A 13355-nucleotide genomic window follows, 5' to 3' on the forward strand; every position below is an offset into this window, starting at 1 on the left:
CATGATCACCGAGACCGAACTGGCCCTGCCCGGCGGGCGCAGCCTGCACGTCTACGACACCGGCGGCCCCGCGCGGTGCACCGTGTTCTGGCACCACGGCACGCCCAACACCGGTGCGCCGCCGGAGCCGTTGCTGCCGCTCGCCGCGGAGCTCGGGGTCCGGTTCGTGTCCTACGACCGGCCCGGCTACCGCACCTCGACCCCGGTTCCGGAGCGGACCGTCGGGAACTCCGCCGAGTGCGTTGCCGCCGTTGCCGATGCGCTCGGGGTCGGCGCGTTCGCCCTGATGGGGCACTCCGGTGGCAGCTCGCACGCGCTGGCCTGCGCCGCCCTGCTGCCGGACCGGGTGCTCGCCGTGGCGAGCCTGGCCGCCGTCGCGCCGTTCGACGCCGAGGGGCTCGATTGGTTCGGGAGCATGGCCGCCGCGACTGCCGCGTCGCTGCGGGCCGCCACCGAAGGCCGGGCAGCCAAGGAAAAGCACGAGGCCGCCACCGAGTTCGATCCGGACGTCTTCACCGACGCCGACACGGCCGCGCTCACCGGGTCGTGGTCGTGGCTGGGCGAGGTCGCCCGCGCGGCCATCGCGGACGGGCCCGGCGGGCTGATCGACGACGACCTCGCCTACGTCACGCCGTGGGGCTGCGACCCCGGGCGGATCACCGCGCCCGTCCTCCTCGTGCACGGCGAACAGGACCGGATGATCCCCGCCACGCACAGCGCGTGGCTCGCCGGGCGGCTCCCGGCCGCCGAATACCGGCCCGCGCCCGGCGAAGGCCACCTGTCCGTGCTGCACCACGCCGCCGACGCCCTCACCTGGCTCGCCGGGGAGCACCCGCCCGGCACGTGAGCCGTCACTCCCCGAAGTGCGCCACGACCATGCCGGCCAGCGCGGCGACGTCCGCGTCGACCATCGGCTCGCCGGTCATGCCCATCCGGTGCAGCAGCGCACCGACCACGACGTCGATGAAGAACAGCACCCGGTGCTCCGGTTCGCCGAGGGCCTCCTGGAGCGCGAGCCGGTACGGGTCCTGCAGCCGCGAGGACAGGACCACGCGCAGCGCCGGATCGCTGACGGCGTCGCTGAACACGCCGGCGAACGCGTCGCCCACCCCGGGTTCGCCGATCTTCGCGGCCGCCCAGCGGATGGCCGCGGTCAGGACTTCCGCGCGGCTCCCGCCGGCCAGCGGTGCCGGGCCGAACGCGTCGAGGAGGCAGTCCACGATCAGCTCCCCCTTGGACGGCCAGCGCCGGTAGATCGTCGTCTTCGCGACGCCGGCCGCCGCGGCGATGCGCTCGACGGTGGCGCGCGCGTAGCCCAGCTCGTCGACCGTGCTCAGCGTCGCGGCGAACACCACGCCGTGGAGGCCGGCGCGGGGACGGCCCGGCGGCCGGGCGGAGGGGGACGAAGCCATGGCGCGAGCCTACCGGTTTTCGCTACCGTAGGTTTCGATACCTCAGGTTTCGAAACTAGGGAGTGACCATGACGGCCGAACCGACCGTGCAGCGTCCGCCGGAGCCGGACTGGCTCGCGATGACCACCGAGGAGCTGATCGCCTACCGCGAGGCCGAGAACCGCTTCCGGGCGTCCGCCGCCGCGCGGGCGTTCACCGGGGAGCCGCACCCGGACGTCGTGATCGAGTGGCGCGAGCCGGCGCTGCCCGGCCGCGTGCTGCCGGTCCGGGTGTACCGGCCGGCGGGCCGCGACGACGGCGCGCTGCCGCTCGTGGTCCACGTCCACGGCGGCGGGTTCGTGGGCACGGCCGTGCAGAGCGACTGGGTCAACAGCCGGCTCGCCGCCCGGCTGCCCGCGGTCGTCGTCTCGGTCGAACACCGGCTCGTCGCCCCGGACCACCCGCTCCCGGACGCGGTCGACGACGGCTGGGACGTGCTCCGGCACCTGGTGCGGGACGCCGGGACGTGGGGCATCGACCCGGCGCGGGTCGCCGTCTTCGGTGAAAGCTGCGGTGGGTTGATCAGCGCGCTGGCCGCGATCCGGGCCCGGGAGGCCGGGTTGCCCCTGCGGGCCCAGGTGCTGGTCAACCCGGCGGTCGACGCGACCGACGCGATGTTCGACCACCCGTCGGTCACCGAGTACGCCGCCACGCCCACCCTCGGCGTGCCGGTGCTGCGGCTGTTCCAGCGCCTCGCCGTCCCGCCGGGCACCGACGCCCGCGCACTCTCCCCGCTGCACGCCGGCGATCTGAGCGGGCTGGCGCCGGCGCTCGTGGTGGTCCCGACGCACGACCCGCTGGCCGATCACGGCCGCCGCTACGCCGAACGCCTCGCGGCGGCGGGCACCCCGGTCCGGCTCGCCGAGTACGCCGGCGCCGGGCACGCCTTCCTCAGCCTGCCCGGCCTGGTGCCGCAGGCCGAGGCGGCGGCGACGGACATCCTCGGCTTCCTCCGGACCTCACTCGCCGCGGACCGGGCCTGACGCCGCCGCGATGAACCGGAACGCCTCCGCGTGAGCCATGCCGGCCTGCCACGGCTCGTCGTGAGGGGTAACGCGGGCCATAACCCGCGTTACCCCTCACGACCCGGAACAGTCCACTGTGGATGGTCAGCGGGCCGGCAGCAGCGGCAGCAGCTCCTGGTGACGGCCGGCGCGGCGCAGCACGGGCGAGCCCGGCCCGGCCGGCTCCCGCGCGCCGGCCCGCAGCGCGGTCAGGAAGCGCACGACTTCGGGCGGCGGCGGCAGGATGTCCGCGCCGCCGAGGTAGGACAGCACGATCATCTCCTCGCCGCAGGCCGCCTCGACCGCGACCGCCCAGCCGTGCACCTCGTCCCAGAGCAACGCCACGTCGCGCTCGGGGAACCGGCGCAATCGCCAGTCCACCGCCACGTAGGCCGACACCGGGACGTCGACGTCCACGGTGCAGGACTCCAGGCCGAAGCCGAGCGCACGCGCCACCTCGCCCAGATACGCGCGCAGCCCGCGCTGGAACCAGAATTCGAGATCGGTGTCGATCAGGCCGGACACCCGTTTCCTTTCGCCACGTTCGACAAGACCGGCAACGGCCGCCGAATCATTGTCTTTCGCCACCGCGACGGCTGTCGCGCTTCGTGCATAGACCGTACCGACTTCGCGGACTTCGGCCCACCGCCGGACATCCGCATTTGCGGGCCGTGCAGTCACACGGTCGCCTGCACGTGCAGAGCACCACTGTGGACGATCAAATCCCCAGGTGAAGACGTTTTCCCGCAATTCGACGAAATCCCGGCCGCGCACTCGGCGGAATGGTGGTTGCCGAAGTTCAGCCGAACGCAGGAATCGGCACCCGGGTGCGTTCCAGATCGGCGAACAGATCTCCGAGCTCGTCGACGCGCGCCAGGACTTCGCCCGCGGTGAACCTCAGGTGCGTGACGTGCCGGCAGGCGCGGACCTCGTCCCAGGTGACCGGCGTCGACGCGGTCGGTTCGTCGCGCCCGCGCAGCGAGTACGGCGCCACGGTCGTCTTGAACGGGTTGTTCTGGCTCCAGTCGATGAAGACCTTGCCCGGGCGCAGGTTCTTCGTCATGCGCGCCACGACGAGGTCCGGCGTCTCGGCGGCGAGCCGCTCGGCCAGCGCCTTCGCGTACCGCGACGGCTCACCGCCGTCCGTCGTCACCACCCCGGCGTAGAGCTGCATGCCCTTGGAGCCGCTGGTCTTCGCCACCGGGGTCAGCCCGTCCGCGACGAGCACGTCGTGGAGCCGTTCGGCGACCCGGCAGCAGTCGACCACCGTCGCGCCGGGGCCCGGGTCGAGGTCGAACACCAGCCGGTCCGGGGTGCTGCGCTCGTCGCCGGGGCCGACGGTCCACTGGTGGACGTGCAGTTCCAGCGCGGCGAGGTTGGCCGCCCACACGAGCTCGGGCAGGTCGTTGATCAGCGGGTACGCGACGATCTCGGGGGCCTTGCCCCGGCCGCCGCCGACGGTCAGGCGCGCGGTGCGGACCCAGTCCGGGGCGTGCCGGGAGACGTCCTTTTCGAAGAACGAGCTGCCGGTGACGCCCTCGGGGAAGCGCACGAACGTCATCGCCCGGTCGCGGATGTGCGGCAGCAGCACCGGCGCGATCCGCGTGTAGTAGTCGAGCACCTCGCCCTTGGTGAAGCCGAGCCGCGGGTAGAGCACCTTCTCGAGGTTCGAGAGCGTCAGCTGCCGCTCGCCCACCCGTACCGTGATCCGGCTCCCCGCCACCCGTCCACGTTACCGCGGCGGGACGTGCCCGGAGACCACCCGGTCGACGAACCGCCCGGCGACTTCGCGCAACTTGACGTTCTCCCGCTGCGACTGCTCCACCAGCAGGGCGAAGGCGTCGTCGGCACCGACCTGGCGGATCGCCATCAGCATGCCCTTGGCCTGGTCGATGACCGCGCGCGAGGTCAGCGCGGCCCGGAGGTGCTCGGCGGTCTCGCGGGCCTGCAGGTACCGGTGGTACACGCGGAGGATCGCCTCCACCGCGGCCGTGTAGAGCTCCAGCAGCCGGCCTTCGACCTCCTCGAAGCCGCCGTCCTGCCGTCCGTAGCAGTTGATCGCGCCGGAGAACCGCTCGTCGGCCACCAGCGGTGCGGCGAGGAAGCTGCCGAAGCCCGCTTCCCGGGCGCCACGGGCGAAGCGCGGCCAGCGTTCGAGTGCGTCGGACACCGTGGTGCGGACGATCTTGCCCCCGCGGATCGCCTCGAGACAGGGGCCGTCGCCGAGGTGGTACTGCTCGCGGTCCAGCTCGTCCACCACGCCGCTCGTCGCGGTCGCCGTGTGCGGCACCTCCCCGGTCACCAGGGTCACCGAAGCCTCGTCGACGCCGGGGACCGCGTGGCGGACCTGCAGGCACACGTGCCGCAGCAGGATCCGGAAGTCGTCTTCCTCCCGCAGGACCGCGGTGAGGGCCTCCAGCGCTCCGGTGACCTCGTCGAACAGCGGCGAAGCCGGGGCGGTGGGATCCGGCCGTTCCATGTCTGCTCCTCCCGGTCGGGCGCGCGAAGTGCCCCCGGGTACCCACTCCGCCCGCGATCCATGTCCGCCGGCCGGTCGGCGTCCGCCCTGGTCACCGCGCGGCGGCCGCCCGTTCGCCGAGGAGCGCCCGCCGCAACGGTTCGCGCCAAGCGGCCCGCTCGAGGTCGAAGGCGCCGAAGTCCGTGCCGAACTCCCAGTAGGCCCAGCTCATGCCCAGCCGCTCGGCCTCGGTCCGGACGAAGGCCGTCCACCGGGCGCGGGACGCCATGTCCGCCGCGGAGAACGCACCGAACTCCCCGATGAACAGGGGAAGCCCCCGCTCCCGCCCCCAGGCCGCGGCCTCGGCCAGATCAGCGCGGACGGCGGCCTCGTCGGCGGCGCCACCCCAGGTGCGGCCGAGCCACCGCCCGGCCCCGGTCACCCAGCCGGCGCCTTGGTGGGTGAACTCGAACGGGGCGTAGTAGTGGATCGTGGCGATCAGCTTGCCGTCGTCGGGCACGGCGAGCGCGGGGAGCGCGTCGAGGCCGTTCATCCCGGCGGGCCCGACGAGCACGGTCCGCCCGGGGTCGGCCGCGCGGACGACGGCGAGGGCGTCGGCCAGCACGGCGTTCCACCGGGCCGCCGTGAGGTGGTCCCGTGGTTCGTTGAGCAGCTCGAAACAGAGCCGTCCGGAACAGCCGGCGTAGCGTGCCGCGATCTGCCGCCAGAGCGCGAGGAAGCGGGGAAGCTGTTCGTCCGGCGCCGCACAGAGCTCGTGGTAGTGGTGGACGTTCACCACCACCTGCAGGCCGCGGTCGAGGGCCGCGCCGATGCCCGCGTCGACGCGCCGGAAGAACGCCGGGTCGATCGCGTACGGCGGTGCGACCCCGGCGTGCGCCGACCACCGGACCGGCAGGCGGACGGTGTCGAAGCCGGCCGCGGCCACCTGGTCGAAGTACTGCGCGTCGAGCGGCAGCTCCGGCCCGTCACCCAACGCGTCGAGGGCGTTGCCGAAGTTGATTCCCCGCCCCAGCCACCGGTTCACTGTGCCTCCCGGGTCAAGATAGCCGCTCCGGGGGATCCTCCGGACGGGTTTACCGGCCGGGCTCACGCGCCGGCGAGGGCGGCGTCGCGCAGCTGACGGCGTGAGCTGATGCCGAGCTTGGTGAAGATCTTGCGCAGGTGCCATTCGACCGTGCGCGGGCTGAGGAACAACCGGGTGCCGATCTCGGGGTTCGAGTAGCCTTCGGCGGCCAGCCGGGCGATCTGGAACTCCTGTGCGGTGAGCTCGCCGGTCGGCTCCGCCGTGCGCTTCCGCGCGGTCTCCCCGGTGGCCTGCAGCTCCCGCCGGGCCCGGTCGGCGAACGCCTCCAGCCCCATCGCGGACAACCGCTCGTGGGCCGTGTGCAAGTGCGCGCGAGCGTCCGCACGGCGGCCCGCACGGCGCAGCCATTCGCCGTACAGCAGGTGGCTGCGGGCGAGGTCCACCCGGAGCGGCGTCCGTTCGAGGTGGGCGATCGACTCGCGGTAGCGGCCCTCGGCGTCGGGTCCGGTGCCGCACAACGCGCGCACGCGGGCGTCGATCCCCCTCGCTTCCGCGGTCTTGGCCGCTCCGGCGCGTTCCGCCGACCGGGTGGCCGCGGCCAGGAGCTGGGCCTCGTCCCCGGTCCGCGATGCCGCCTCGGCCAGTTCGGCGGTGGAGAGGGCCTGGAACCCCACCACGTCGTGGTCGAACACCCGGCGGGCGGCGGTCAGCGCGGCGTCGTGGCGGCCGAGGCCGTTGTACAGCACCGCCCGCCCGTAGTCGGCGAAGGTCACCAACCGGAGCTGGCCGCGCTCCGAGGCCTGGCGCGCGGTGTCCTCGAACAGCTCCGCCGCCCGTGCTTCCCGGCCGCGGAACGCCTCGAGCAGCATCGCGGCGTAGCCGACCGGCGCGTTGCCGGTCACGCCGGCGATCACGCGGTCTTCCTCGGCCGACGCGGCCGCCGCGGTGAGTTCCCCCGCGAGCAGCTCGTTGACGCCGAGGAAGTTGAGCGCGAACTGCAGCTGCACGAGGGCACCCGCGTCGCGGGCGAGCCGGACCTGACGATCGGCGAACTCCCGGGCCGCCGCGAAGTCCGCCGCTTCGGTGGCGATCATGCCGCCGGCCCGGTTGCCCAGCAGCCAGAGCACCCGCGCGGGGTCCTCCGTGCCGGCGTCCAGGCCGCGCACGGCCGCCAGTGCCTTGGTCAGCAGCGGCGACGCTGCCTGGTAACCATCGGTGAACCGGGTGGCCAGGGCATCGAGGACGAGGTCGACGGCACGGGGCGGCTCGTGCGCCGGGGGCGCGGCACGGCTCGCCTCGGCCGCCGCGGCGAGGACGCTCCGGTCCGCGCCGGCCCACAGAGCGGCCGCCAGCGCTTCCAGGTACGTCTCCCGCGCCCGGTTCACGTCCAGCGGGACGAGCTGCCCGGCCGCGCGCAGCAGGAGCCGGGCCGCGTCGCCACCGCGCCGCTGGTCGAACGCGATCTGTCCCCGCAGGTGCCCGGCTTCGGCGGCGCGTCCGGCGTCCGGCGGTCCGCTCGCCGCCGAGTCGAGGAGGTCGAGCGCCTCGTCGAGCGCGCCGGCATCGCGCTTGACCGCGGCCGCCGCGAGTTCGCGTTCCGCGCGCCGGGCGGGCTCGGGTGTCAGGAGCGCCGCCTGCTCGAGGAACGCGGCCGCCGCGACCAGGCCGCCGCGTGCCCGGGCTCGGCCCGCCGAGCGTTCCAGACCGGCCGCGACGTCCTCGTCCGGGGAGACGGTGGCCTGGGCGCGGTGCCAGGCACGGCGGTCGGGATCACGGTCGGGGTCGGTCACGTTCGCCAAGGCCCGGTGCACGTCCTGCCGGTCCGGGGCCGGCGCCGACCGGTACACCGCCGACCGCACCAGCGGGTGCCGGAAGCGGATGCGGCGGCCGAACTCGATCAGCCCGGTCGCTTCGGCCGCGGCCGCGGGGTCGGCGCCGAGCCCCAGCCGTCCGGCCGCGCCCCAGAGCAGGGTGGCGTCGCCGAGGGGCTCGGCGGCGGCGATGAGCAGGAGCCGCCGGGTGTCGGCGGGCAGCGGCTCCAGCTGCTTGACGAAGGACTGTTCGATGCGCCCGGCGAGCGGCACCGCCCCGGGCGGCCCGAAGCCGTCGGCCAGCTCGGCTGCCGTCCACGCGCGGGGCAGTTCCAGCAGCGCCAGCGGGTTGCCGTGGGCCTCGGCGATGACCCGGTCGCGGACCCGGCCGTCCATCGGCCCCTTGAGCACCGAGGCCAGCAGCGTGTCCGACGCGGCCTCCCCCAGGCCACCGATGGCGAGCTCCGGCAACCCGGCCGGATCGGGCTCGTCGCCGCCGTCGCGCACCGCGAAGACCATGGCGATCCGCTCGGCGAGGAGCCGGCGGGCGACGAAGGCGAGGACCACCGCGGACATCCGGTCGAGCCACTGCACGTCGTCGACCAGGCAGAGCAGCGGCTGTTCTTCGGCCACGTCGGCGAGCAGCGTCAGCACCGCCAGCCCGACCAGGAACCGGGTCGGCCGGGCCCCGGAACTCAGCCCGAACGCCGTGCCGAGCGCGTCGCGCTGGGGTTCGGGAAGGCGGTCGAGCCGGTCGAGGAACGGCGCGCACAGCTGGTGCAGCCCGGCGTAGGCCATCACCTGTTCCGACTCGACGCCGGCCGCGCGCGCGACGCGGAATCCCCGCGCCTGCGCGTCCACGTGGTCGAGGAGCGCGGTCTTGCCGATCCCGGCCTCGCCGCGCAGGACCAGCCCCTGGCCCCGCCCCGACCGGGCATCGGCCAGCAGGCGATCGAGAGCGGCGCATTCGCTGTGCCGGCCGATCAGCGCCGGCCCACGCCCCGGCATCCGCACCTCCCACGACCGGCCGGCGACAGCGGGACGACCGTGCCGGGCGAGGCGAACGATAGCGCAGCGGGGTCGGGGCGATCACGCGTCGTCGTGGCCTCCCGCGTGCGCGGCCAGGTACCGGGCGTACCAGACCGGCCACTCCTCGTCGTACTGCCCGGTTTCCTTCTCGTGCTCGCCGTGCGCGGCCGCGGCTCGCCGCAGGGCCCGCTCCAGCTCTTCGGTGGAGCGGTAGGTCACCCCGGCGGTGCGGCCGGGGAACCGGGTGGTGATCTCCTGCAGCAGCCAGGTGTTTCCGTCGGGGTCGCTGAAGGACGCGAACGACGAGTAGGTGCCGCGGCCGGGGTGCACGCCCGGGGCGAAGGCGCCGGTTGCGTCGCGGTGGAACACCTCGCCGACGTCGACGCCGTGCCCGGCCAGCTCGGCGCGGGCGGCCTCGATGTCCTCGACGACGAGGTAGGTACCGCGGACCGAGCCGGGGGCGGCATCGGTGATCCCGGTACCGAAGTGGACCGACGCCGACGATCCCGGCGGGGTCAGCTGGACCACCCGCGAAGCACCGAAGACGATGTCGGCGTCTTCGCGCCAGCCGAGTGTCTTGTAGAAGTGCTTGGTCCGGTCGACGTCGGCGACGGGCAGGACCACGACCTCGAGTTTCATGTCCATGATCGGCAACTCCTCAGTGTCTCGCGGCGGGGTTCGCCGCTCGAGATTCAGCGTGGCCCCCGGCGGGTCCCGTTCGCCCCAGGGAGACACCCTGGCCGGGCCCGGGCCCGGGCGGGTGCTCGGCCGGACCCGGCGCAGATCACTCGTGACCTGGAGAAACCGGCACATCCCCGCACCAGGTTTACCGGGGACGCCGGAAAGGTATACAGCGGTCATGTCGTCGGAACAGGCCGCGCCGGGCGAGCTGCCGCTGGACGGTGAGCTGGCCGCGGTCGCCGCCCGGATGTCCGGGCTGCTGCTGTCGCGGGAATCCGTGGAGTCGGTGCTGGAGCTGATCGTTTCGCTGGCCGGGACGACGATCCCCGCCGCGGCCGGGGCCGGGGTGACCCTCGTCGACGCCGACGGCGGGTTCGTCACGACGAGTGCGTCGGGCCCGCTGGTGCGCGAGGCCGACACCCTGCAGTACGAGCTGGGCGAAGGCCCCTGCATGACCGCGCTGGCCGGGGGTTCACCGCAGCGGATCGACGACGTCACCACCGAACGGCGCTGGACCCGGTGGTGCGCCGCGGTCGCCGGCTCGGGCCTGCGGTCGGTCGTCACCGCCCCGATGGTCACCCGGGACGGCTGCCACGGTGCCATCAAGATCTACGCGACGGCTCCCGGCGCCTTCGGACCGGTCGACGAGCGGGCGCTGGTGACGTTCGCCGACCGCGCCGCGGTCCTCGTCGCCAACGCGCGGGCGTACGAACGGGCCGGCCGGTTCAGCGAGCAGTTCAAGGGCACCCTCCGCGACCGGGACCGGGTCGCCATGGCGAAGGGCTTCCTCATGGGCCGGGACGGCCTCCCCGAGGAAGCCGCGTTCGACCGCCTGCTCGCGCTGGCCCGCGCCGACGGCACCAGCCCCGCCGAAGCCGCCGCCCGCCTCGTCGGCCCCGCGCCGCGGGAAGGGTGAGCGCATGCCCTTCCTGCCCGAGGAGGAACAGCGGCGGCTGATCGCCGCCTGCTTCGCCCGGAGCGACCTGACGCTGGAACAGCTGTGGATGCGCTACTTCGCCCTCGGCGGCAGCCTGAGCCTGCTGGAACTGGACGCCTACCTCAACGGGCTGGTCCCGCTGCCCCGGGTCGACCGGGACATGCTCGCCCACGCCGTCAACGAGCGGCTCGACGAGGTGACCGGGCCGGCCCGCGCGCCCTACAGCCACTCGGTCCAGGACGCGAAGCCGTTGCACGGTCCGCTGAAGGCCCTCGTCGACCTGCTAGAAGGCGCCCACCGCGCCCCGCCCGAGCGGCTCCCGGCCGTCGTCGCCGAGGCGGGCCGCGCACTCGACCTGACGATCGACGTCTACCTGGCCGACTACGACCAGTGCCGGCTGGTGCCGCTGCGGCCGGGTGCCGCGGAACTCGACATCGAGACCTCCGTCGGCGGCGACGTGTACCGCCGCGCCGGCACCCTGACCCGCGACGGGACGCTGTGGACGGTGCTGCTCGACGGCGTCGAGCGGCTGGGTGTCCTCGAAATCGTCCCGGCCGGCGACGCCGACCCGGACGACCCGGCGCTGCGGGAGCAGTGCCGGTGGCTGGCCGCGCTGCTCGGGCACCTCGTCACCATCACGACCCAGTACGGCGACGGCCTGGACCGCCGTCGCCGCCACCGGCGGCGCGGCTCCCCCGCCGAACTGCTGTGGCAGAGCCTGCCACCGCTGACCGGCGCGACCGAAAGCGTCGTCGTGGGCGTCAGCGTCCAGCCGGCGCACGACCTCTGCGGCACCGTGTTCGACTACGCCCTCTCGGAGGAGCGGGCGCAGCTGGCGATGTTCGACGCCGGCGTGCGCACCCGCGGCGCGAACACCGCGGTCGTGACCGCGCTGGCCGCCTACCGCGCCGCCCGCCACGGCGGCGCGTCACTGGGCGAGCAGTTCGCCGCGGTCGGCGCCGAACTCGAAGGCAGGCCGGACACGCCGGCGGTCAGCGGCGTGCTCGCCGAGCTGGACCTGAACACCGGCGTCCTGCGCCTGCTCGGCGCCGGGGACGCCGCGCCGCTGGTCGTCCGCCGCGGCGAGGCGCTGCCGGTCACCGGCCCCGCGGCCCCCCGGTTCGCCGCGGCGGGCGAGGCGGCGGTGACGGAGCTCCGGCTCGAATCGGGCGACCTGCTCGCGCTGTGTTCCCGGGGCGTCGCCGAGACCACCGACGGCGGCGGGGAGCCGTTCGGCCGGCCCCGGATCACCGGGCACCTCGGGCGCGACGCCGGCGAACTGCCCCCGGAGATCGCCCGCCGCCTCACCCGCGCCGTCCTCGCCCACGGCGGCGGCGCGTTCCGGCAGGACGCCGGGGTGCTGGTCGCCCGCTGGGTTCCGCGCTGAGCGCCGAACGCCGTCGGCAGGCGGTGCCGCACGCCTCGACCACCGGGATGCCGACCGCCCACTGGAACCCGCCGAACGCCGTCAGCAGGCGGTGTCGCGCGCCTCGACCGCCGGGGTGCTGGTCGCCCACTGGAACCCCGCCGAGCGCCGGCAACAGCCGGGCCGCGTGCCTCGGCCGCCGGGTCTTCGGCTGCTCGCGTGCCGATCCCGCTGCGCCCACCGCCGGACGCCGTCAGCAAGCCGTGTCGTGCACCTCGGCTGCCAGCAGCTCTCGCAGCGCGTCCGACAGCGATGCGAACATCGGGACCACCGCGGCCAGCCCGGTGATGCGGAACAGGCGTGCCAGCGTCCGGCTGTTCGCCACCACCCCGAACCGGCGGCCCGCGGCGCCGGCCCGCTCGGCGGCGGCCGCCAGTGCGCGGGCGCCGGCCAAACCGATGAAGGCCACCTTGGTGAGGTCCACCACGGTCGTCCCCGGTGGGGCCGTACCCAGCTCGCGCTCGAGGATCGGCAGGGTCAGCGCGTCGATTTCGCCGGCGAAGGTGAGCACCAGGAAACCGGGGCGGTACTCCGTCCGGCGCGCCGTGAGGGGCGCGGACCGGGCAGGGACCGGAAAGGTGGGGGACACGGGTTCGATTGGCCTTCCGCGCCGGCCGGGGCCGGCGACGCAGTGACGGATCAAGGGCAGTGACGTGATCAACGACGGGGTCTTGATACCCAAACGGCCGGTCCGGAAACGCTCTCTTTCACGGCGAGACGCTCGTGAAAGCCGACCAGAGCCGTTCCGCGGCGTGGCGGGCCGAAGTGCCGGGCCGGATCTCGCGGGTGCCGTCCGCCGGGGCGGGCACCTGGCCCCCGAGGTACTCGATGAGGGCGACGGCCAGCTCGCGGACCTTGACGTTGAACTCCTGGCTGGCGCGGCGCAGCGTCTGCCAGGCCTCCTCCGGCGGGCACCGGCGGACCGCCATGATCGCGCCCTTCGCCTGCTCGATGGCGGCGCGGGAAGCCAGCAGGTCCAGCATCTGGTCGGGGTCGCCCGCGGTGGCGGTCTCGGCGACCACCAGGGTCATCTCGGTGAGCTTCGCGTAACGCCGCAGGACAGCCAGGGTTTCGGCACCCGGCGCCCGGTCGAGCGTGACCGACAGCACGAACGCCCCGTCCTCGTCCCAGAACCCGGGCAGCGCGACGGCGCCGCGGATCGCCGCGGTCGCCGGACCGCCGTCGAACACGGTCTCGCGGGTCAGCGCCGGCCAGCGCTCGTCGCCGAAGAGGCGGTCGGTGGTGACCGGCTCGCCGGAGGCCTCCGCGGCGGGGACCGGCCCGCCGTGGGCCAGCTGGGCGGGGAGCACGTGCTCGGCGACGCCGGCGGTGGCCAGCACCCGCAGCGGCCGGTCGCCGCGGCTGACGGTCAGGCCCGCGCCGAGCCACCCGGGTAGTTCCCCGGCGATCCGCTCGAGCAGCGCCTGCAGCAACTCGGTCAGCGGTCTCCAGCGATCCGCCGCGTTCATCAGTGTCTCGGTCACCGAACCTCCACCGGTCTTGGTTCCCTTGA

Annotated in this window: 13 protein-coding genes; 4 read left to right on the forward strand and 9 right to left on the reverse strand. The window is 74.5% G+C overall.

What is annotated here, in order from left to right; all coding sequences use genetic code 11:
• Position 1: 1 nt before the first annotated feature.
• Positions 2 to 847, forward strand: a complete 846-nt coding sequence (locus tag ACLJQE_RS10525; protein WP_410638953.1) for an alpha/beta fold hydrolase — start codon at positions 2 to 4, stop codon at positions 845 to 847.
• 4 nt (positions 848 to 851) lie between these two features.
• On the opposite strand, the gene ACLJQE_RS10530 is transcribed toward ACLJQE_RS10525, so the two are convergent.
• On the reverse strand, positions 852 to 1412 hold the full coding sequence (locus ACLJQE_RS10530; RefSeq protein ID WP_410638954.1) for a TetR/AcrR family transcriptional regulator: 561 nt from the start codon (positions 1410 to 1412) through the stop codon (positions 852 to 854).
• 68 nt (positions 1413 to 1480) lie between these two features.
• On the opposite strand from ACLJQE_RS10530, the gene ACLJQE_RS10535 reads away from it, so the two are divergent.
• On the forward strand, positions 1481 to 2434 hold the full coding sequence (locus tag ACLJQE_RS10535; RefSeq protein WP_410638955.1) for an alpha/beta hydrolase: 954 nt from the start codon (positions 1481 to 1483) through the stop codon (positions 2432 to 2434).
• A 126-nt stretch (positions 2435 to 2560) separates the two neighbouring features.
• Here the strand turns inward: ACLJQE_RS10535 and ACLJQE_RS10540 are convergent, their stop codons facing one another.
• The 6 genes from ACLJQE_RS10540 to ACLJQE_RS10565 all read right to left on the reverse strand — a co-directional run bounded on the left by ACLJQE_RS10540 (position 2561) and on the right by ACLJQE_RS10565 (position 9443).
• Positions 2561 to 2980 (reverse strand): DUF6292 family protein, encoded by a 420-nt coding sequence (locus ACLJQE_RS10540; RefSeq protein ID WP_410638956.1) that lies wholly within the window; start codon positions 2978 to 2980, stop codon positions 2561 to 2563.
• A gap of 274 nt (positions 2981 to 3254) precedes the next feature.
• Entirely contained in the window at positions 3255 to 4178 is a 924-nt protein-coding gene (gene ligD / locus ACLJQE_RS10545) for a non-homologous end-joining DNA ligase (RefSeq protein WP_410638957.1), read from the reverse strand.
• Positions 4179 to 4187: 9 nt separating this feature from the next.
• Complete coding sequence (locus ACLJQE_RS10550; RefSeq protein WP_410638958.1) at positions 4188 to 4934, reverse strand: ANTAR domain-containing protein; 747 nt, start codon at positions 4932 to 4934, stop codon at positions 4188 to 4190.
• 91 nt (positions 4935 to 5025) lie between these two features.
• Complete coding sequence (locus ACLJQE_RS10555; protein WP_410638959.1) at positions 5026 to 5958, reverse strand: glycoside hydrolase family 5 protein; 933 nt, start codon at positions 5956 to 5958, stop codon at positions 5026 to 5028.
• 62 nt (positions 5959 to 6020) lie between these two features.
• The gene (locus tag ACLJQE_RS10560; protein WP_410638960.1) at positions 6021 to 8777 is read right to left on the reverse strand and encodes a helix-turn-helix transcriptional regulator; all 2757 of its coding nucleotides are present in this window, start codon (positions 8775 to 8777) and stop codon (positions 6021 to 6023) included.
• Between the two features lie 81 nt (positions 8778 to 8858).
• The gene (locus ACLJQE_RS10565; protein WP_410638961.1) at positions 8859 to 9443 is read right to left on the reverse strand and encodes a VOC family protein; all 585 of its coding nucleotides are present in this window, start codon (positions 9441 to 9443) and stop codon (positions 8859 to 8861) included.
• Between the two features lie 214 nt (positions 9444 to 9657).
• Here ACLJQE_RS10565 and ACLJQE_RS10570 point away from each other — a divergent pair, with 214 nt between their 5' ends.
• Both ACLJQE_RS10570 and ACLJQE_RS10575 read left to right on the forward strand, forming a co-directional pair.
• Entirely contained in the window at positions 9658 to 10395 is a 738-nt protein-coding gene (locus ACLJQE_RS10570; protein WP_410638962.1) for a GAF domain-containing protein, read from the forward strand.
• 4 nt (positions 10396 to 10399) lie between these two features.
• Positions 10400 to 11803: a PP2C family protein-serine/threonine phosphatase gene (locus tag ACLJQE_RS10575; protein WP_410638963.1), complete on the forward strand. Its 1404-nt coding sequence runs from the start codon at positions 10400 to 10402 to the stop codon at positions 11801 to 11803.
• Positions 11804 to 12035: 232 nt separating this feature from the next.
• On the opposite strand, the gene ACLJQE_RS10580 is transcribed toward ACLJQE_RS10575, so the two are convergent.
• Positions 12036 to 12431, reverse strand: coding sequence for an STAS domain-containing protein (locus ACLJQE_RS10580; protein WP_410638964.1), 396 nt, complete (start codon positions 12429 to 12431; stop codon positions 12036 to 12038).
• 118 nt (positions 12432 to 12549) lie between these two features.
• A complete protein-coding gene (locus tag ACLJQE_RS10585) occupies positions 12550 to 13326 on the reverse strand; it encodes an ANTAR domain-containing protein (RefSeq protein ID WP_410638965.1) in 777 nt (258 codons plus the stop codon).
• Positions 13327 to 13355 lie beyond the last annotated feature (29 nt).

This window comes from Amycolatopsis sp. lyj-346 (assembly GCF_046548975.1).
Lineage (GTDB): Bacteria > Actinomycetota > Actinomycetes > Mycobacteriales > Pseudonocardiaceae > Amycolatopsis.

Bases quoted from the DNA above. Each gene is read 5' to 3' on its own strand.
- ACLJQE_RS10535 (WP_410638955.1), top strand. From the start codon at position 1,481: ATGACGGCCGAACCGACCGTGCAGCGTCCGCCGGAGCCGGACTGGCTC.
- ACLJQE_RS10565 (WP_410638961.1), bottom strand. From the start codon at position 9,443: ATGGACATGAAACTCGAGGTCGTGGTCCTGCCCGTCGCCGACGTCGAC.
- ACLJQE_RS10575 (WP_410638963.1), top strand. From the start codon at position 10,400: ATGCCCTTCCTGCCCGAGGAGGAACAGCGGCGGCTGATCGCCGCCTGC.
- ACLJQE_RS10530 (WP_410638954.1), bottom strand. From the start codon at position 1,412: ATGGCTTCGTCCCCCTCCGCCCGGCCGCCGGGCCGTCCCCGCGCCGGC.
- ACLJQE_RS10560 (WP_410638960.1), bottom strand. From the start codon at position 8,777: ATGCCGGGGCGTGGGCCGGCGCTGATCGGCCGGCACAGCGAATGCGCC.
- ACLJQE_RS10525 (WP_410638953.1), top strand. From the start codon at position 2: ATGATCACCGAGACCGAACTGGCCCTGCCCGGCGGGCGCAGCCTGCAC.
- ACLJQE_RS10550 (WP_410638958.1), bottom strand. From the start codon at position 4,934: ATGGAACGGCCGGATCCCACCGCCCCGGCTTCGCCGCTGTTCGACGAG.
- ACLJQE_RS10570 (WP_410638962.1), top strand. From the start codon at position 9,658: ATGTCGTCGGAACAGGCCGCGCCGGGCGAGCTGCCGCTGGACGGTGAG.